Annotated in this window: 16 protein-coding genes and 1 pseudogene; 14 read left to right on the plus strand and 3 right to left on the minus strand. The window is 60.9% G+C overall.

The window, feature by feature from the left end:
* From ABD819_RS17260 to trmB, 10 genes and pseudogenes are all read left to right on the plus strand, one after another.
* Positions 1–132 (plus strand): annotated as a pseudogene (locus tag ABD819_RS17260) (IS481 family transposase); the annotation flags it as partial.
* Between the two features lie 200 nt (positions 133–332).
* A complete protein-coding gene (locus ABD819_RS17265; protein ID WP_345126287.1) occupies positions 333–812 on the plus strand; it encodes a hypothetical protein in 480 nt (159 codons plus the stop codon).
* A 107-nt stretch (positions 813–919) separates the two neighbouring features.
* Positions 920–4,177 carry a tetratricopeptide repeat protein gene (locus ABD819_RS17270; protein WP_345126289.1) on the plus strand — a complete coding sequence of 1,086 codons (3,258 nt, stop codon included), beginning with the start codon at positions 920–922 and terminating at the stop codon, positions 4,175–4,177.
* A 35-nt stretch (positions 4,178–4,212) separates the two neighbouring features.
* Complete coding sequence (locus ABD819_RS17275; RefSeq protein WP_345126291.1) at positions 4,213–6,009, plus strand: TonB-dependent receptor; 1,797 nt, start codon at positions 4,213–4,215, stop codon at positions 6,007–6,009.
* 101 nt (positions 6,010–6,110) lie between these two features.
* Positions 6,111–7,316: an HU domain-containing protein gene (locus ABD819_RS17280; RefSeq protein WP_345126294.1), complete on the plus strand. Its 1,206-nt coding sequence runs from the start codon at positions 6,111–6,113 to the stop codon at positions 7,314–7,316.
* An 8-nt stretch (positions 7,317–7,324) separates the two neighbouring features.
* Entirely contained in the window at positions 7,325–8,020 is a 696-nt protein-coding gene (locus ABD819_RS17285; protein ID WP_345126296.1) for a MotA/TolQ/ExbB proton channel family protein, read from the plus strand.
* Between the two features lie 108 nt (positions 8,021–8,128).
* A complete protein-coding gene (locus ABD819_RS17290; RefSeq protein WP_345126297.1) occupies positions 8,129–8,548 on the plus strand; it encodes an ExbD/TolR family protein in 420 nt (139 codons plus the stop codon).
* A gap of 33 nt (positions 8,549–8,581) precedes the next feature.
* On the plus strand, positions 8,582–9,484 hold the full coding sequence (locus tag ABD819_RS17295) for a hypothetical protein (RefSeq protein WP_345126299.1): 903 nt from the start codon (positions 8,582–8,584) through the stop codon (positions 9,482–9,484).
* A 118-nt stretch (positions 9,485–9,602) separates the two neighbouring features.
* Positions 9,603–10,910, plus strand: a complete 1,308-nt coding sequence (locus tag ABD819_RS17300) for a bifunctional folylpolyglutamate synthase/dihydrofolate synthase (RefSeq protein WP_345126300.1) — start codon at positions 9,603–9,605, stop codon at positions 10,908–10,910.
* A 68-nt stretch (positions 10,911–10,978) separates the two neighbouring features.
* Positions 10,979–11,644, plus strand: coding sequence for a tRNA (guanosine(46)-N7)-methyltransferase TrmB (gene trmB / locus ABD819_RS17305; protein ID WP_345126301.1), 666 nt, complete (start codon positions 10,979–10,981; stop codon positions 11,642–11,644).
* A gap of 235 nt (positions 11,645–11,879) precedes the next feature.
* On the opposite strand, the gene ABD819_RS17310 is transcribed toward trmB, so the two are convergent.
* On the minus strand, positions 11,880–12,476 hold the full coding sequence (locus ABD819_RS17310; RefSeq protein ID WP_345126303.1) for a beta/alpha barrel domain-containing protein: 597 nt from the start codon (positions 12,474–12,476) through the stop codon (positions 11,880–11,882).
* 142 nt (positions 12,477–12,618) lie between these two features.
* Here ABD819_RS17310 and rpe point away from each other — a divergent pair, with 142 nt between their 5' ends.
* The gene (rpe, locus tag ABD819_RS17315) at positions 12,619–13,332 is read left to right on the plus strand and encodes a ribulose-phosphate 3-epimerase (RefSeq protein WP_345126304.1); all 714 of its coding nucleotides are present in this window, start codon (positions 12,619–12,621) and stop codon (positions 13,330–13,332) included.
* 28 nt (positions 13,333–13,360) lie between these two features.
* On the plus strand, positions 13,361–15,952 hold the full coding sequence (locus ABD819_RS17320) for a TonB-dependent receptor (protein ID WP_345126305.1): 2,592 nt from the start codon (positions 13,361–13,363) through the stop codon (positions 15,950–15,952).
* Here the strand turns inward: ABD819_RS17320 and ABD819_RS17325 are convergent.
* Together ABD819_RS17325 and ABD819_RS17330 are read right to left on the minus strand one after the other, a co-directional pair.
* A complete protein-coding gene (locus ABD819_RS17325) occupies positions 15,840–16,445 on the minus strand; it encodes a hypothetical protein (RefSeq protein WP_345126306.1) in 606 nt (201 codons plus the stop codon). The genes ABD819_RS17320 and ABD819_RS17325 overlap by 113 nt on opposite strands.
* A 153-nt stretch (positions 16,446–16,598) precedes the next feature.
* Positions 16,599–17,114 carry a Crp/Fnr family transcriptional regulator gene (locus ABD819_RS17330; protein ID WP_345126307.1) on the minus strand — a complete coding sequence of 172 codons (516 nt, stop codon included), beginning with the start codon at positions 17,112–17,114 and terminating at the stop codon, positions 16,599–16,601.
* Positions 17,115–17,138: 24 nt separating this feature from the next.
* Here ABD819_RS17330 and ABD819_RS17335 point away from each other — a divergent pair, with 24 nt between their 5' ends.
* Positions 17,139–17,441, plus strand: a complete 303-nt coding sequence (locus ABD819_RS17335; RefSeq protein WP_345126308.1) for a hypothetical protein — start codon at positions 17,139–17,141, stop codon at positions 17,439–17,441.
* A gap of 153 nt (positions 17,442–17,594) precedes the next feature.
* Positions 17,595–18,446 (plus strand): ATP phosphoribosyltransferase, encoded by an 852-nt coding sequence (gene hisG, locus ABD819_RS17340; RefSeq protein WP_345126310.1) that lies wholly within the window; start codon positions 17,595–17,597, stop codon positions 18,444–18,446.
* Positions 18,447–18,450: the final 4 nt, after the last annotated feature.

The following is an 18,450-nucleotide window of genomic DNA, read 5'->3' on the forward strand; positions in this document are numbered from 1 at the left end:
TACAACTTTGCCAAACGCCTCAAACGGCTCAAGGGATTGACACCCTACGAATTTGTTTGTGCGGAATGGCGGAAAAATCCTAGTAGCTTTATTCGAGAACCGACCCACCATACTCCGGGACCATACAGCTAGCCGATTCTTTGCTAGCCGTGCGGGCCCGGTTGCTGGCCCGGGCGAACCAACAACCGAACAAGGCTCTGAATGCGGGCCATGAAACCGAGGTGGAAGCAGTGCTGCGCCCGGCTGACCCCGTTGGTCCGGCTCAAAAGTTACGGCAGCAGCAGGTGCGGTATATGCGCCACCTCCGGCTCTTCGTGCCAGCTCCGAGTACCTTGGCCGATGCGGTTGCCCGTGACGCGGAGTTGGCGGCTGCTGTAGCAAGACCTGATTTTTATTACGGCCGTCAGTCCGTTGCGGAAGCCGTGGCCCTGCTGACCCAACAAGTGGCCGCAGTGCGCGCCTACGAAGCTGTTGCGTTGCAAAATCAGGCGGGTAAACTGGGCTCCACATGGCACAATTACATGATAAGGCTAGAAGCACATGCGGTGCCGGAGTCTAAGACCGTTGCACCGGGGGAACTGTACCAGGCTGAGCTTTACCTAACCGATGTTCTAAATGGTCGGCCCCTTTCCATTACTGTCGATGGCCAACCCATACGTGTCGGTCCGGACGGCCGCGGCCACGTTGCGTTTCGGGTGCCCGCGGGTTCCCCGCCGGGCCTTGCGTATTGGGAGGGCCGCATCCGCGCCGTCATCTACGGGCAAGACACCACATTTCGCCTGCGCGTACCTTACACCATTAAGGTCAGGTGAGGCAATGAAACCGCCATTTCTGCGTTAGCTGGGCAACCTACGGGCATTTATCGCTACTTTTGGCGAGTTCCCGGGCCCGGTGCGGCCCCTCCACGACAGGTATTTACATGAAGCTATTTCCCCGGCTGGCGCTGGCCGCCACCCTGAGTGCTGCGGCACCCCTGGCTGCCCAGGCCCAGCAAACCCAGGTTTTTGCCTCCGATGAGCGGCACTTTCAGGAAGGGTTGGAGTTGTTTGACCGCGGCCAGTACGGCGCGGCTCAGGAAGCCTTTCGGGCCTACCTCGCCATCGAGCCGGTGCACAGCAGCCAGGCCGGACCCACCGCCAGCGACCGCACCGCCGATGCCGAGTACTACTACGCCGTGAGCGGCCTCTACCTCTCGCATCCCGACGCGGAGGGGCTGATTCTGGATTTTGCCGCCCGGCACCCGGCCCACCCGCAGGCGGCCTCGGCCTACTTCGAGCTGGGCAAGTTCTACTTCGACCAGAAAAACTACGAGTCGGCCGTTCGCTACTTCACCAAAGTAGCGCCCGACAACCTGGGCAACGACCAGCGCGCCGAGTCCGATTTCAAGCTGGCCTACAGCTATTTCGAGCAGAAGGACTACGAAAAATCCCGCCTGCTGTTCGACCGCAACAAGCAGGTGCAGAGCCAGTATAAATACGCCAGCGCCTACTACGCCGGCTACCTCGGCTACCGCGCCGGCGACTACGCCGCCGCCCGCGCCGACCTGGCCGTGGCCGAGCAGAACGATGCCTACCGGCCGGTGGTGCCCGCCATCGTGACCCAGATTTACTACAAGGAAGGCAACTACGACGGTCTGATTGGCTACGCCACCAAGGCGCTGCAAAATACCCCGCCGCCCCAGAACTCGGACGAAATCCAGCTGCTGGTGGGCGATGCGTACTACCAGAAGGAGCAGTATAAAGAAGCGGCCGAATATTTCGATAAGTACGCCACCGGGCATAAGAACAAGATTGAGCCGGCGCTGCAATACAAGATTGGTTTCGCCAACTACAAGATGGGCGACTTCCCGGGGGCCATCGCCAACCTGAAAAACGTGGCCGTGCGCCGCGACTCGCTGGGGCAGAACGCCGCCTACCACCTCGGCCTGAGCTATGTGCAGGCCAACCAGAAGCCCCAGGCCGTGACGGCCTTCGAGGCCGCCCGCCAGGCCACTTTCGATAAAGGCATTGCCGAAAACGCCACCCTCAAGCTGGGCCAGGTGCAGTACGAACTGGGCAACCAGCCCGAGGTTATCAGCGTGCTCAAGGACTTCCGTAAGAAGTTTCCCCGCTCGAAAAACCAGCCCACCGTGGATGATTTGCTGAGTACCAGCTTCCTGTCGTCGACCGACTATGCGCAGGCGCTGGCTTACCTCGAAAGCATTGATGACCGCAGCGCCAGGCTGGATGCCACCTACCAGCGCGTGGCTTACTCGCAGGCCGCTACTCTTTATAATAACGGCAATTATTCGGCCGCGCTGCCGCTGCTGGATAAGTCATTGAAATACCCGGCCGACGATGCGTTGCGCGCCGCCGCGCAGGTGTTGCGCGGGGAGATTTACAGCGTGGGCCAGCAGTATCCCGATGCTATTACGGCTTACGTGGCGGCAGCCCGCTCGGCCCGCCAGGGCGGCGTGAGCCCCGAAGAGGCTGATTTTGAGCAGAAGGCCCGCTACGGTCTGGGGTACGCGTACTACAACACCAAACAGTATGACCGCGCCCGGCCGCAGTTCCAGGCGTTCCTCAACGACACCGACGCCAAGCCCTCGGACCCCAACTACTACGACGCCACCCTGCGCCTGGCCGATACGTACTACGTGGCCAAGGGCTACCCGCAGGCCCTCACGCTATACGATAAAGTAATCACGGCCAACGCGGCCGATAAGGACTACGCCTACTACCAAAAAGGTCGCACCCTGGGCCTAATGGGCCGCCGCGAGGAAGCCAACAGCACCTTGGCCGCCCTGCTCAAAACCAGCCCCAGCTCGCGCTACGCCGAGGATGCCGTGTTTCAGCAGGCCCAGCTTTCCTTCGAGGCGGGCGACTACCAGCCGGCCGCTACCGGCTTCTCCCGCCTGATTGATAACCGGCCCAACAGTCCGCTAATTCCGCAGGCCTTGCAAAAGCGCGGCGTGGCCTACGCCAACCTGCAACAGCAGGAAAAAGCCGTGGCCGATTTCCAGCGCGTGCTCACCGAGTACCCGCGCAGTGAGGCGGCCTCGCAGGCCCTCTACAACCTGCAGGAAAGCCTCGCGGCCCTGGGCCGGACCGAAGAATTTGACGCGGCGCTGGCTTCGTTTAAAATCCAGAATCCCGACAGCAAGGCTACCGAGAGCGTGGAGTTTGAAGCGGCGAAGTCGCTGTATCTGGCGGAGAAATACCCGCCGGCTATTCTGCGGCTGGAATCGTATCTGAAGCAGTACCCGGCCTCGGCCCTGGGGTCCGATGCCCGGTTCTTCCTAGCTGATTCTTACCTGAAAACCGGCGACAAGCAGCAGGCCCTAACCCGCCTGCAAGCGGTAGTGACCGAGGGTAAGAGCGAGTTTGTGAACCGCGCCGTGGGCCGCCTGGCCGACCTGGAGTTTGAAAATAAGCACTACGCCGAGGCCGCCAACTACTACGAGCGCCTGCGCGGGGCCAGCACCAACCGCCGCGAGGTGGCCAACGCTACCCTGGGCCAGATGCGCAGCCTGTACGAAGCCGGCGACTACCCCGGCACCCGCCGCGTGGCCGAGGAGCTGCGCACGCAGGCCGGGGCCACTGCCAACGCCACCAACGCCGCGCTGCTCTACTTAGGCAAAGCCAGCTTCCGGGCCGAGAGCTACGACCAGGCGGCTACCGAGCTGACCGCCGCCGTCGCGGCCGCGCCCAACGATGTGAACGGCGCCGAAGCCCAGTATTACCTGGCTGAAACCTATTTCAAACAGAAGAAGAACGAGGAAGCCAAAGCAGCGGCCCTGAAAGTCAATTCCGACTTCAGCAACTACGCCCTGTGGCAGGGCCGGGCCTTCCTGCTGGTGGCCGAGGTGTACGCCGCTGAGGGCGACAACTTCCAGGCCCGGGGCACGCTCAATTCCATTATCGACAATAATTTCCCGGTAGCCGAAATCGTGGAGGCCGCTAAGCAGCGCCTCAAAACCCTGGGGGCCGACCAGCCCGACGAGCCGGCGGCGCCCGCCACTACCCCCAAGGCCGTGCCGGCTAAAACGCCCGCCAAAGCGCCGGCCAAGGCTCCAGCCAAAGCACCCGCCCCGGCCAAACCGGCGGCCACGCCCGCCCCGGCCAAGGGCAAAGCCGCCGTGCCCCGCACCAACCTGCGCGGCACCACCACGGCCCCGGCCGATACCACCCAGCGCTAGGCCCGGCGTATTTCCTCATAGAAACCCATTTGCTGATGAAGCGTTTGTTGAATACTGATTCCAAGTCTGCCGGGCGTAGTGGCTTAGCGGCCGGTGTGGCCCTGGCGGCCGTGCTGGTGGCCACGGCGGTGCCCGTCGCCGTAGCGCAGGCCCAGCCCACCAAGGGCAAATACAAGGGCAGCATTGAAGAAGCCGAGATTGAAATCGTGAAGGAGCGGGTGAACCAGCTGCCCGAAGCGACCCGGAACTTCAATAAAATAAAGCTGCCCGCTCCGCCCAAAGTCGAGCGCAAGATGGCCTATACTTTCCCCGATTTTCGCCTGCCGGCCGACCGCCTCACGCCATCGGTAAAAGTGCTGACCATCCGGGCCGAGGAGCCCGCGCCGCTCACCGGCAACTTCGTGAAGGCGGCCATTGGCAACTACGGTACCTTCTACGGCCGGGGCTATTTCCACAGCACCCGCAACACCGACCACGCCTACGGCCTCGACCTCAGGCATATCAGCTCGATTCAGGGGCCGGTCGATGGCAAAAACTCGCGCATGTCCGAAACCAGCGCCCACCTCATGGGCGAGCTGTACCGGGGCACCGCCGCCTTCGGGGCCAATCTGGACCTGGGCCGCGAGCGGTATAATTTCTACGGCTACGAAAAGGCGGCCAACGGCGGCCCGGCCATCACCCCCGAGTCGGCCGACATCAAGCAGGTGTTCACCCGCGTCGGCGTGAAAGCCTACGCCCACAACCGCGACCCCGCGCAACAGCTGCAATACGATGCCAGCCTCGGCTACCGCTATTGGGCCGACAACTTCGCGGCCTCGGAAAACGATGTGTGGCTGAATGCCAAAGTTGGCTACGCGCTGGGCGAAACCAGCCGCGTAACCGTGGCCGCCGATGCCTCCTTCATCTCGGATAAGGACCAGGCGGCCGTCACGCTGGCGCAGCCCAACCCGGCGGCGCTGTCGCGCACCCGCACTTTCGTGCAGGCCACGCCCGCCTACGAATTCCTGAGCAAGCGCATCGCCTTCTCGCTGGGGGCCACGCTGGGCTACTCGTCCGACACGGCCACCAGCGTGAGCAAAACCGTGGTGTACCCGGCCGTGCGCCTGGGCTACACCGTCGAGCCCGAGAAGTTTATGGTCTATGCTGGCCTCGGCGGCTCCATGCAGCGCGTCACTCGCTACGACCTCAGCACCGAAAACCCCTGGCTGAACCGGGGCCTGAACGTGGCCGACACCCACCGCGGCCCCACCATCTACGCCGGTTTCACTTCGACGCCCGCCCGGGGCCTGGAGTTCAACGTGAAGGCCACCTACGCCCGCGACCGCAACCTGTACTTCTACCTCAACAATCCCGTCGACCCCACCAAATTCGACCTCGTGTATGACCAGAACGCCACCGGCGTGCTCAACATCCACGGCGAGGTGCTGTACAACGCCGCCGAAAAATTCCGCCTCGGCACGCGGCTCGACTATAATAAGTACGCCCTCAAAAACCTGCCGCAGCCCTTTCATCGCCCCGAGTTTCAGGGTTCGGTGTTCGGTACCTATAATGTGTTCGACAAGCTGATGGTGGGAGTGGAAGGCTATTTCATGGCGGCCAGCTACGGCATCAGCTACCGGCCCGCCGCTACCGTGGGCGCTGCCCGGGTGGCCGATTTCTATCGCGCTACCGACCCGCTGGTTGACCTTAATCTGCGCGCCGATTACCGCATTACGCCAAAAATATCCATCTTTGTAATGGGTAACAACCTTCTCAACCGTCAGTACCAGCGCTTCTACGGCTATCCCGTGAAGGGCATCAACGTATTGGGAGGCGCTACTTATACATTTTGAGTTAAGAGTTAAGAGTTAAGGGTGAAAATGTTAGTTGCTAAAAAGGCAACGCTTGCGCTCAATTAACTCATGGCTTTTAACTCATAGCTTTTAACTGTCTCATGCACCTCGCCGACCACATCCGTCCCTTGCTCCGTGACCACGACTGCGTGATAATCCCGGATTTTGGGGGCCTTGTGGCCGACGTTTCCGCGGCCCGCGCCCAGCCCGGCCGGCAGGCTCTGAGCCCGCCCACCAAGCTGGTAGCCTTTAATCAGGCCCTTACCCGCAACGACGGATTATTAGTTGATGCCCTGAGCGCGCACCTCGGCCTCACCATTGCCCAGGCCCGCGAGACGGTGCGTACCGCCGTGGCCGGCCTGCAGCGCGAGCTCGATGAAACCAACCGCACCGAGTTGCCGGGCATCGGCATTTTCCGCCGCGCTGTGGGCCGGGGCCTCGCTTTTGAATACACCGGGACGGATAACCTGCTGGCTTCGGCTTACGGACTGCCCGAGTTGTCCGCCCGCCCGGTACGCGCCAATGATGCCCGCCTCAAGCGTCCGCAGCCGTTATTGCGCGGCACGGCTACCCGCCGCTCGCGCTGGACGAAAATATTGCCCGCCGGGGCCATTGCGGTAGCTGCCGGCCTTTTCCTGATGGCCAACTACCAGGTGGCGAGCCTGTCCGGCAACTGGCGCGGCCAGCTGCCCAAGTGGGAGTGGGCCACGCGTCCGGCCACGGTTGTCACCCTCACCGAGCCCCAGCAGGCCACGCTTGGCCAGCACGACTTCGGCTCGGCCCCGATTGGCACCGAAGGGATGACACCCGTAGAAACCCCGGTTTCCATCCCTGAAATGGCTGCCTCGACTCCCGCGCCCGAGCCCGCGCCCGAGCCCGCGCCCGAGCCCGCTCCCGTAGCTGTCAAGCCTGCTGCCATCGTCACGGCTGCGCCGGAGCCCGCTGCGCCAGTGCCTGCCAAACTCACCGAAACTGCTCCTGCCGAAATTGTCGTCGCTACTGCCGCGCCCGCAGTAGCAGCGCCCGCCGCGCCCAAAGCGCCGGCCAAGCTGGCTACCACGACAATTAAAACCCGTACCGGCCGTTACTATGTTATTGCCGGAGCCTATCGCAACCTGGCCGGCGCTGAGAAGGGCCGCAAGCTGTTGGCTCGCACGGGGCACGCTTCCCGCATCATCCTGCCGCCTTATGGCAGCCGGTTGTTCCGTCTCACGGCCGCCGATTACCCTGATTTGGTATCGGCCCAGCGCGAAGCCCAGCGCCTGCGCGTGAGCACCCACTGTGATTACAATACGTTGAAATTTTAACCGTCCGCATGTCCGTATTCCTCCTGCAAGTGGTTCCTGCCGCTGCCGATAGTCTCAATACCGCCGTCACCACTGCTCCAATTGTAAACTCCGAAGTCCCCGTCATCGACCTGCTGATGCGCGGGGGCTTGATTATGATTCCGCTGGTAGCCCTGTCCATCCTGTCGGGCTACATCATTATCGAGCGCTACTTCACCATCCGCAAGGCCGCCGGCAACCCCGATGCTTTCATGGCGGGTATTCGCTCGCTCATGGTGAAGGGCGACCTGGCCGGAGCCAAACTGCTCTGTGCCCAAACGCCCTCGCCGCTGGCCCGCATGGTCGAAAAAGGCCTGCGCCGCATTGGCCTTCCCCTGAAGGAAATCGAAACCAGCGTGGAGAACGTGGGCAAGATTGAAATCGCCCGCCTTGAAAAGAACATCAGCATCCTGGGCATCATCGCCGGCATCGCGCCGATGATTGGCTTCGTGGGCACGATTATCGGCGTTATCAAGATTTTCTATTCCATCGCGGCTACTAAAGAATTCGGTATCCCCCAGGTTGCCGATGGCCTGTATGTGAAGCTGGTTACGTCGGCCACGGGCCTCATTGTTGGCATCATTGCCCACGTAGGCTACCACTGGCTGAGCATTTTGGTTGAGCGCATGGTATTCCGGATGGAGAACTCGGCAATTGAGTTTATGGATATCCTCCAGGACAATTAGGGGGAATTATAAATTATAAATTTTGAATTATAAATTGAGGATAGACCACAAGTCTGATTCTGTTTTCAAAATTTATAATTTATAATTCAAAATTTATAATTCCCAAAAATGAATCTATCCCGCCGTCATCGTCTCACGTCGCACGTCGAAACCGGGGCCATGAATGACATCATGTTCTTTCTGATGTTGTTTTTTCTGATTGCCTCCACGCTGGTTAACCCCAACGTTATTAAGCTCTTGCTGCCGAATGCTAAATCGAGTAAGCAGGTGATGAAGCAGCCCATCACCATATCCATCGATGCGGCGGGCCAGTATTTCGTGAACAAAAAGCCCGTAACCCCGGCATCCGTGGAGCAGGAGCTAGTGGCCTTAGTTGGTACCGCGCCCACCGAGGTACAGCCCACCGTGGTGCTGCGCGTTGATGCTTCGTTGAACGTTCAGAAGCTGGTTGACATTCTGGAGATTGGTAACCGGCTGAAGCTGAAAATGGTAATGGCCACGCAGGCACAGCAGGCGGCCAGTAAATAGGCAGAATCAGTCGCACCTACGCACCCTTCGTCCATGGCAATTGATTATCCCGAACCGCACCGCCGCGAGGCCCTGATTGGTACCCTGGTGGTCCATGGGCTCCTGCTGCTGCTCTTCATCTTCATGGTTTTCAAGGGCCCAAACCCGCCGCTGGCCGCGCTGGGTGGTGGCGATGGCGTAGAGTTGAACTACGGCCTCGACCCCGCGGGCTCGGGCGATATCCAGAGCATGGCCCCGGCCAACGACTCGCGCAACCGCGAGGATAGTCGCCCGCCCATTGCCAGCCCCGACCCGCAGCCGCGCCCCGTAGCCACGGCCACGCCCGACCTCACGCCGCCTTCGCAGGAAAAAATAATTACCAGCGAAGCCGACGAAAGCCCGGTTTCGGTCGCCCCCGTCGAAACCCCGGCTCCGGCCAAGGAAGAAGTGAAAGTGGTGCCCAAAGCGCCGCGCAAAGTTGCCGTCGCGTTCTCGCCTAAAGGCAGCGCCACCGGCGGCGGCAACGGCGTTAATGGCACCAGTAATGCCCCCACAGGCAATAGCAATGGTGACCGCCCCGGCACCGTGGGCGACCAGGGCGACCCCAATGGCACGCTCGATGCCACGGCCCTGTATGGCAATGGCGGCGACGGCGGTGGCAGCGGCCGGGGTCGCGGCCGAGGTGTGGGAGATGGCAATGGACTGGAGATGAGTGGCTGGCGGTTCGATAGTACGCCCAACGTGGCGGCAATTGACGATGAGTCGGGCGTCGTTCGATTCAAGATTAAAATATCTACTGATGGAGAAGTAGAAGCCGTGACAAAAGTGTCGGGTAACGTTTCGGCTGCCCAGGAAAAGCTTTGCCGTGATAAGCTGCTCAATGCCAACTTCGTGAAGACGAACAGCGCGGCGGGTGGCGCAACCGGCTTCTACACCTTCCGCTTTTCGGTTCGATAATCGGCTCGATAACAGTAAAAAGCCCCGTGCTCTGCCAGCCAGACACGGGGCTTTTTCTTTAAATGCAGTGCTGCTGGCGTTAATTTGCAGGTTCACTGCCATTATTACCTAACCGCTCGTGACTTATCCTGAAACCCTGGCTTACCTGTATGACCAACTGCCCATGTTCCAGCGGGTGGGGGCGGCTGGCTACAAAAAGGGGCTGGGCAACACGCTGGTACTAGCCGAGGCGCTGGGACACCCGGAGCGGCAGTTTCGCAGCGTGCATGTGGCGGGCACCAATGGTAAGGGTAGCAGCTCCCATATGCTGGCGGCGGTGTTGCAGGCGGCCGGCTATAAGGTTGGGCTCTACACATCGCCCCATTTGCGCGAATTCACCGAACGCATCAGGGTGAACGGGCAGGAAATAGCGCCCGAATACCTGGTGGAATGGGTGGCCCGCTGGCGGCCGCTGTTCGCGGAAGTGCAGCCTTCGTTCTTCGAAATGTGCGTGGCGCTGGCCTTTGCCTACTTCGCCGAGCAGCGAGTGGATGTGGCCGTTGTGGAAGTGGGCCTGGGCGGCCGCTTCGATTCCACGAACATCATCACGCCGCTGGTTTCGCTCATCACCAACATCAGTTTTGACCATCAGGCGCTGCTGGGCAATACGCTGCCCGAAATCGCGGGCGAAAAAGCAGGCATCATCAAGCAAGGGGTGCCGGTGGTGGTGAGCCAGACGCAGCCTGAGGTGGCCCTGGTATTTCAACGGGAGGCCACTGCCCAGCTGGCGCACCTGGTAGTTGCCGACCAGATTTACCAGGCGAGTTTCGCCGCCGAGCCTTCGCCCGAAACGGGCTTGCGGCCGCTGGCTATCACCCAGCACGGCCGGCCCTACCTACCCAACGCCGAGCTGGGCCTGCCCGGCGACTACCAGCAGTCCAACCTGCCCGGCGTGCTCGCCACGCTCGACGAGTTGCGCGCCCAGGGCTTCCGCATCACCGAGGCGGCGGTGCGCACCGGCCTGCGCCAGGTCACGACCCTCACCGGGCTGCGCGGGCGCTGGAGCATTATCGGCCGCCGCCCGCTGGTGGTGTGCGATACCGGTCACAATGCGGCCGGCCTGGAAATGGTGGTGACGCAGCTGCGCCGCCTGCCGCACCAGCGTTTACATTTGGTAATCGGGACGGTGAACGACAAGGACGTACCCGGAATGTTGGCTCTGCTGCCAACTGAAGGCCTGTTTTACTTTTGTGCGGCCAATATTCCCCGGGCTTTGCCGGCGGCAGAGCTGGCGGCCATGGCGGCCGCGGCCGGCTTGCACGGCCAGGCGCATGGTTCGGTAGCGGCGGCAGTGGCGGCGGCCCGCGTGGCGGCAACGGCCGATGATGTAGTCTTTATTGGTGGCAGCACTTTTGTGGTGGCCGAAGTAGAAGAGTTGTATTCTTAACCTATTGACAGTGGTTGCGAGCCGACCTCTGCCGCGCACTGCTGTTTCCCATTTTTATTCTTACTGATTTGCCTCGCGTTAAACTTCAGCGTTTTACCGACAACGCTATCCGACCTGACATTATTGAACCGGGCAAGCCCGAATACGAACAGCTCGGCGGCCGCTGGCGCACCGATTTCTTTCAGGAACCGCATCCGCTGACGCTGGAAGTCGGTTGCGGTAAGGGCGAATACACGGTGGGACTGGCGCAGCGCCATCCCGGCCGCAATTTTCTGGGTCTCGACATTAAGGGCGAGCGCATCTGGCGGGGTAGTAGCCGCGCGGCCGAAATGGGTCTGACCAACGTCGGGTTCGTGCGAATGCGAGCCGAAGAGCTGGCTGCTCAGTTTGGCCCCGGCGAGCTCAGCGAAATCTGGATTACGTTTCCGGACCCGCGCCCGCGCGACCGCGACATCAAGCGTCGCCTGACCTCGCCGCGCTTTCTGGGCTTGTACGAACAATTGTTAACTCCCGGCGGCCTGCTACATCTCAAGACCGATAACGAGGGTCTGTTCGAATTCACGCTGGAAACCCTGGCGGCGCGTCCCGGTACTACGATTGAGCGGCTTACGCGGGACCTGTACGCTGAAACGGACCTGGAATTCACCGAAGCCCAAGCCATTCAGACCAACTTTGAAGGGAAATACCGCGCAATTGGCGTTCCGATAAAGTACGTGCAGTTCCGGCTCACGTAATGACCGGCATCTGGGACTGGCAGATTTGTAAAGTCCCACTTTCGCTAGAAGCAACGCCCCGGCACAGACGAAAACCTTTGGTTGGTTTCGTCTGCGCCGGGGCGTTGCTTTTGGCATTTGATACGCCGGAAATTAAGTTGTTAGTCATTAGTTGTCAGTTGTTGGCAGGATGGCAATCGTCTGACTGACAACTAACAACGAGCAACTGACAACCCATTTGCTTTTGAACGACTATTTAGTCGATTTCCAGCGCTTCGAATACCGCTTCGAGCTGGTCGAAATCGCGCAGGCCGGGCTTCACTTCGTTTCCCGAGGGGAAGGACAGGCCGGCCAGCGGCAGCTGCGTGGCCAGCTCGTGGGCGCGTGCGGGGAGTAACCCGGGGCCCAGCCAGAGCGGCCGCTCACCGGCAATTTGCCGCAGGGCAGCCAGCGTTTCGGCCGATGCCGTGGCCGGTAATTCAACTACCAGACCCAGTAACGAATCGGGGAGAGGCTGGGCCAGCGCCGGGGCATCGGCCGGAAACTCCAGGTACACAGGCGGGGCAATTTCGGCCAGTTCAGCGGCCGTGCGGGGGGTGTGAAGCAGGACGGCATCCAGCGCGCACTCGGCGGATATTGCGTTGATTTCATGTGAGCTGAGTTGGTCGAACTCACCAATTAATTCAACTCCGGCAATCCAGCCGGCCAGCTCCTTCACCGTCTTGGTATCCAAGTGGCCGGGCAGGGCGGGGTCGAGAATAAAGGTGAGTTTATCGGCACCCATGCCGGCGCAGTAGCGGGCATCGGAGAGATTGTTGATACCGCGGATGAGAAGGGGAACGAGGTGGGGCACGAGACGCGAAAAGTTAAAAGGAAACTAAGGGCAGGCTGGCCAAGTCACAACGAAAGGCCACCGCCGCAGTGCTGCAAAAGTAGAGCCGGAGCGCCGGCCGGGCCGCGTTTGGAGAGTGCGCGCCGGCCGTATCTTCGTCCCCATGAACTCAACCCGCCGTGCCCCCTTGCTGGCTCCGTCGTTTCTGGCCGCTGACCTGGCCAATCTGCAAGCCGAAACCGAGCGTCTGGCTACCAGCGCTGCCGACTGGCTGCACTTCGACGTGATGGATGGCCGTTTCGTGCCCAATATTTCCTTCGGTCTGCCCGTGCTGCAAGCCGTGGCCCGCTACGCCAAGCAGCCCATCGACGTGCATTTGATGATTGAGGAGCCGCAGCATTACCTGTCGGCTTTCCGCGATGCCGGGGCCAGCATCATTACGGTGCATTACGAAGCCTGCCCGCATTTACACCGGGTTGTGCAGCAAATCAAGCAGCTGGGCTGCCGGGCCGGCGTGGCGCTAAACCCGCACACGCCGGTGGCGCTGCTCGAAGACATCGCGGCCGACCTCGATTTGGTCCTGATAATGTCGGTCAATCCGGGTTTCGGAGGCCAGACCTTCATCCCCAATACCCTGAAAAAGGTGGCTATGGTGAAAGAGCTGCTGCTTGATGCCGGCTCCGATGCCCTGATTGAAGTGGATGGTGGGGTGAATATGACCAATGCCGGCCCGCTGGTGGAAGCCGGGGCCGACGTGCTGGTGGCGGGAAATTTTGTGTTCAGCGCTCCCGAAGGGCCGGTAGCTACCCTGGCCAGCCTGCGCGACCACCTGGCCGGGCTGGAAATGGACACTCCGGCCGGTGGCCGCCGGCAATAGTTTGCGCCGTTCGCTCGTTCCTGCCCTCGTGAAAAAACTTCCTACGCCGAGTCTGCCGTCCGTGTCTTTATTGTCGAAAAAATCAGGTGCCTGCCTTGTGCTGGCGGGTAGTCTGGTGCTGGTAACACTAGCCGATACCGCCGTGCTGGCCCAGACGGTCGGTTCGGCAGAGGCGACAACGGCAGCGATAGTCACCCTCACGGGTAGCCTGCGCGATGCCAACGGGCTGCCGCTGGAGCTGGCAGCCGTGGGCGTGGAAGGCCAGCCCGGCGGGGCCAACACCACGTCCGAAGGCACATTTACCTTGCAGGTACGGGTGCCGGCCGCCGGCCAGTCGGTGGTGCTGGTCGTGCGCCGGCTGGGCTACCTCACGCTACGCCAGACACTACGGCTGCCCGCCGATGCTGTCCGCCCGCTGCGCCTGACCATGCGGCTCGACACCAAAGCGCTGGGCGGCGTGCGGGTCTTTGGCCGGTCCGACCAGGCCGATACCCGCGAGCAGGTCAGCGTCACGCGGATTGACCCCCGCTCGGCCAAGGAGATTCCGTCGCCGTTTGGCGATTTCAACGCCATTCTGAAGACGCTGCCGGGCGTTGTATCCAACAATGAGCTGAGCAGCACCTACAACGTGCGCGGCGGCAACTATGACGAAAACCTGGTGTACGTCAATGGTTTCGAGATTTATCGGCCATTTCTCGTTACCTCGGCGCAGCAGGAGGGGCTGAGCTTCATCAACCCGGATTTGGTGAAGCAGGTGGAGTTTAGCAGCGGCGGCTGGCAGCCGAAGTACGGCGATAAGCTGGCCTCGGTGCTGAGCGTGGACTACAAAACGCCGGAAAAATTCGCGGCCTCGCTCACGGGCAGCCTCGTGGGTGGCGCGGCGCACGCCGAAGCGCGTTCGGCCAATGGCCGCGTGAGCTACCTGGCCGGGGTGCGCTACAAAAATGCGCAGTATGTGCTGAGCTCGCTCCGGCAGCAGCAGGGCGGCTACAACCCCACTTTTTACGATGCGCAGGCTTTTGTCAATATCGGATTAGGCAAAAAGGAGGACATGCAGCGCACCACGCTGGGGCTGCTGGGAGTCATCGCGCACAACGATTACCGCTTCTCGCCCGAAACCGGCCAGGCCACGTTTTCGACCGGTACCAACCAGTTTACCCGGGTTTTTATCGGCTACGAGGGGCGCGAGCGGATGGAGTTTGATACCTATCAGACTGGCCTCAACCTGAAGCACGATTTTTCCTCGAACCTGCAAATGGAGCTGTTGGGCTCGGCGTTGATTTCGCGGGAGTCGGAGTTTCGCGATGTGGAAGCGGCCTACACGTTTGCCGAAATCAACCGCGACCCGACTTCGCCCGATTTCAACCAGGCGGTGCGGCAGCGCGACATTGGCTCGCAGTTCAAGCACTCCCGCAACTTTCTCACGGCTCGCATTTTCACCGCCGAAACCCGCGGGCGCTGGACGCCCGGCGGCAACCACACCGTGCGCTGGGGGGCTAAAGTGGGCCGCGAAAAAATCAGCGATACGCTCGACGAGTATAGCTTCGCCGATTCGGCCGACTTCGTGCCCGATGCCCGCCGCCTGCGCCTGCGCTCCGATTTGAGCCTGCTCAGTACCCGCAGTCAGGGTTTTATCCAGGATACCTGGGCCCTGGATTCGTTGCGGACGTTTACTTATGGGGCCCGCGCCCACTACTGGACCACCAACGGCCAGCTCGTCATCAGCCCGCGGGTGCAGTTCTCGCAAATCAGCCGCCGGCATCCCAACCGCTCATTCAAGGCGGCCGTGGGCGTGTACTACCAGCCGCCGTTCTACCGCGAGCTGCGCGACCAGCAGACCGTGCGTCTCGGCGTACAGCAGGCCTCCCTCAACCCTGAGCTGCGGGCCCAGAAGTCTTACCATTTCATCGTGGGCAAGGAGATTAATTTTCAGCAGTTCGGCCGGCCGTTCAAGCTCTCGACCGAAGCCTATTTTAAGCACATGACCGATGTGGTCCCCTACGATGTCGACAACGTGCGGCTGCGCTACTTCGCTAAAAACAACGCCCGCGCCTACGCGGCCGGTTTCGATGCCCGCGTGAGCGGGGAGTTTGTGAAGGGCTCCGAGTCGTGGTTCAGCCTCGGGGTGCTCACCACCCAGGAAAACCTGGCCGGGGATTCGACTACGCTCCGCGATGCCAATGGTCGGGCCACGGGCCGCGAGGCCAAGGAATATATCCGCCGGCCCCAGGACCAGCGCCTGAACGTGGGCATTTTCTTTCAGGACCATTTGCCCAACAACCCCTCGGTGCGCGGCTATGTGAACATCGTGTACGGCACCGGCCTGCCGTTCAGCCCACCCAGCGAGCCCGATTTGCGCGGCACCAATGCCCTGGAGCGCAGCTATAAGCGGGTCGACCTGGGTTTTTCCAAGGTTGTTGGCCTGAAAAACAACAACGCTCCCAAAGCGCATTTCTACAGTTTCGAGAGCCTGTGGCTGGGCCTTGAAATCCTCAACGTGCTGGCTGCTAATAATGTGGCCGGTTACAGCTACCTGCAGGACGTGAACGGCGTAACGTATTCGGTGCCGAGCTACTTGTCGCAGCGCGTGGTGAACCTGCGATTGATTGCCCGGTTTTAGGCTTGGGGTAGACCTTGATTAACGCCTGGCGCTTGTCCTGCCAGCTGCGAATGATGCTAAAGTAGAGCGTGTCGTTTCGTTCGCTGACGACGGGGGGAAGGGCAATGAATTGCTGGTAGGCTAGGCGGTAAGGCTGTTTATCGTATTTAGAGGCGGCCACATCCTGGCCGTAGCCTTCCCCGCCCAGTACCAGCATAGCCTCGCTGGAGTCGGGGTCGGGCGCCAGCCGCTGGCCCTGGTAATTGAGCACCAGTCGGGAGCCGCCAAGCTTGGTTACGTTTCGGAAAAAGATAAAATCGTGACTTATGCGGGTTGGCTCTTCAACCCAGCAGTCGGTGAACTCGACGCGGTAATTTTCGAAACGGATAACACGGGGAGTCACCACATACTCGCGGAGTAACACCCCATTTTCACGGGCAGCAACCGAATTGGCCGAGTTCCATTGCCCGGAATAGCTGTCGCGCACCGAAACGTCGATGTAGAGGTAAGCCAAGTACAAGAGTAAGCCGATGGGAAGTAAGACCAGGAGGCAGCCGGTTTTGCGTTGTGACACGTTGAAGGAGTTGAGGAGAATGAGGCCTCAAAGCTCGTATGCGCACTTCCGCACGTTCATGACAATTATCATTTTCGCTACCCGCCGCCCTCGCTATGCCAGCCGGTTGCGCAGCCGGCTCAGCGTTTCCGGGGCCATGCCCAAATGCGAGGCGATGTGCTGCACCGCCACCCGCTGAAACACCGTGGGAAAGCTTTGCAGCAGCAACTCGTACCGCTCGGTGGCCGTGCGGGAGCGCAGGTGCTGGGCCCGCTGCTCGCTGAGCACATAATACTTCTCAATCAAAAGCCGCCCGGTGAGGTTGAACTCGGGAAAGTCGCGGTAGAGCGCCTGGAGCTGTTCGAAGGAAATGGAAAGCACGGCGGAGGGCTCCAGCAGCTCCAGGTACTCGGCGGAAGGTTGCTGCGTCAGGAAGCTCACGATGGAAATTACGAAGTCGTTGGCCTGCATGAACCACGACGATACCTCGCGGCCGTGCACCAGCGTGTAGCCCCGCACCAGGCCGGTTTCCAGGAAATACAACCGCCGGGCTACCTGGCCCGGCCGGAGCAGCAGGTGCTGGACCGGTAAATTTTCCCGCACGGCCGCCGCCGTAATGGCTTGCGCCAAAGCCGGGCTAATGGGCTGAATACGATGAAGAAAATCAAGGAATGGAGTCATTTGATGCAAATTTCAGGGCAAGTACGCTACTTCCCTGCAAAGCTGCTTTTTGCTGCCGCAAAACCTTTCGTTCCGATTTCGGTAGTAGCTACGCGACAGAAATTGGCTTTGCTTGTGCTTGCCGATGGCGTTTTCGCTATACCTTTGTGCCCGATGACCACCTTTTCCGCCTTTGTTTGTGCTGTTGCCGCCGCCCCGCTCACGGGCCGTCGGGCAGTTGCGGGCGTGCATCATCACCACCATCTGTGGGAGGCCGGGCCGTACGCCGGGTGCTAGTCTGGCACCCGCTGCCCGAGTCTCCACCGCCGCGCCCCGGAGTATATCTGCGCCGGGCCTAATCTTTTCAATTTCCGGGAAATTTCACCGCTGGCCAGTGCGCCAGTCGTGTATTTGTTCGCACCCGTGTGCGCCCCGCTTGTTTCCAGTTCCATGCTCCGTTTAGCTATTCAAAAGTCCGGTCGCCTCAGCGAGGACTCGCTTGCCCTCATTCGTGAATGCGGCATCAACTTCATCAGCAGCACCTACAAGCTCAAAACTGAAGCTACTAATTTTCCGCTCGAAATCCTGTTTCTGCGCGATGACGACATTCCCGGCTACGTGCAGGACGGCGTGGCCGACCTCGGTATCGTGGGCCAGAACGTACTGGTCGAAGCCGGTTTTCCCAATCTGGAAGTAGAAGCCCTGGGTTTCAGCAAATGTCGCCTGAGCCTGGCCGTGCCCCGCGCCGATGGCTACGCTTCGGTGGCCAGCCTGCAGGGCAAGAATATTGCTACCTCATACCCGAACATTCTGAGTCGCTACCTGGCCGAGCAGGGCGTGCAGGCTAATCTGCACACCATCAGCGGGTCGGTCGAAATTGCCCCCAGCATTGGGCTGGCCGAGGCCATTTGCGACATCGTGAGCAGTGGCTCGACCCTGCTCGGCAACGGCCTGCGGGAAGTAGAAACCGTGTTTCGCTCCGAAGCCGTGCTCATCGCCCAGCCCAACCTCACGGCCGAACAGGCCGACCTGCTCGAGCAGCTCCGCTTCCGCATGCAGGCCGTGCGGCGGGCCAAGCGCAGCAAATATATTTTGCTCAACGCGCCCATCTCGGCCCTCGAAGAAGTGCGCCGCCTGCTGCCGGGCATCAAGTCGCCCACCGTGACGCCCCTGGCCGAAGCCGGCTGGGTATCCGTCCAATCGGTGGTGCAGGAGGATGATTTCTGGCACATCACCAGCCAGCTGAAGGCCGTTGGGGCCGAAGGCATCCTGGTATTGCCCATTGAAAAGATGATTTCCTAGTCTG

The organism is Hymenobacter antarcticus (assembly GCF_039539545.1).
GTDB lineage: Bacteria > Bacteroidota > Bacteroidia > Cytophagales > Hymenobacteraceae > Hymenobacter > Hymenobacter antarcticus.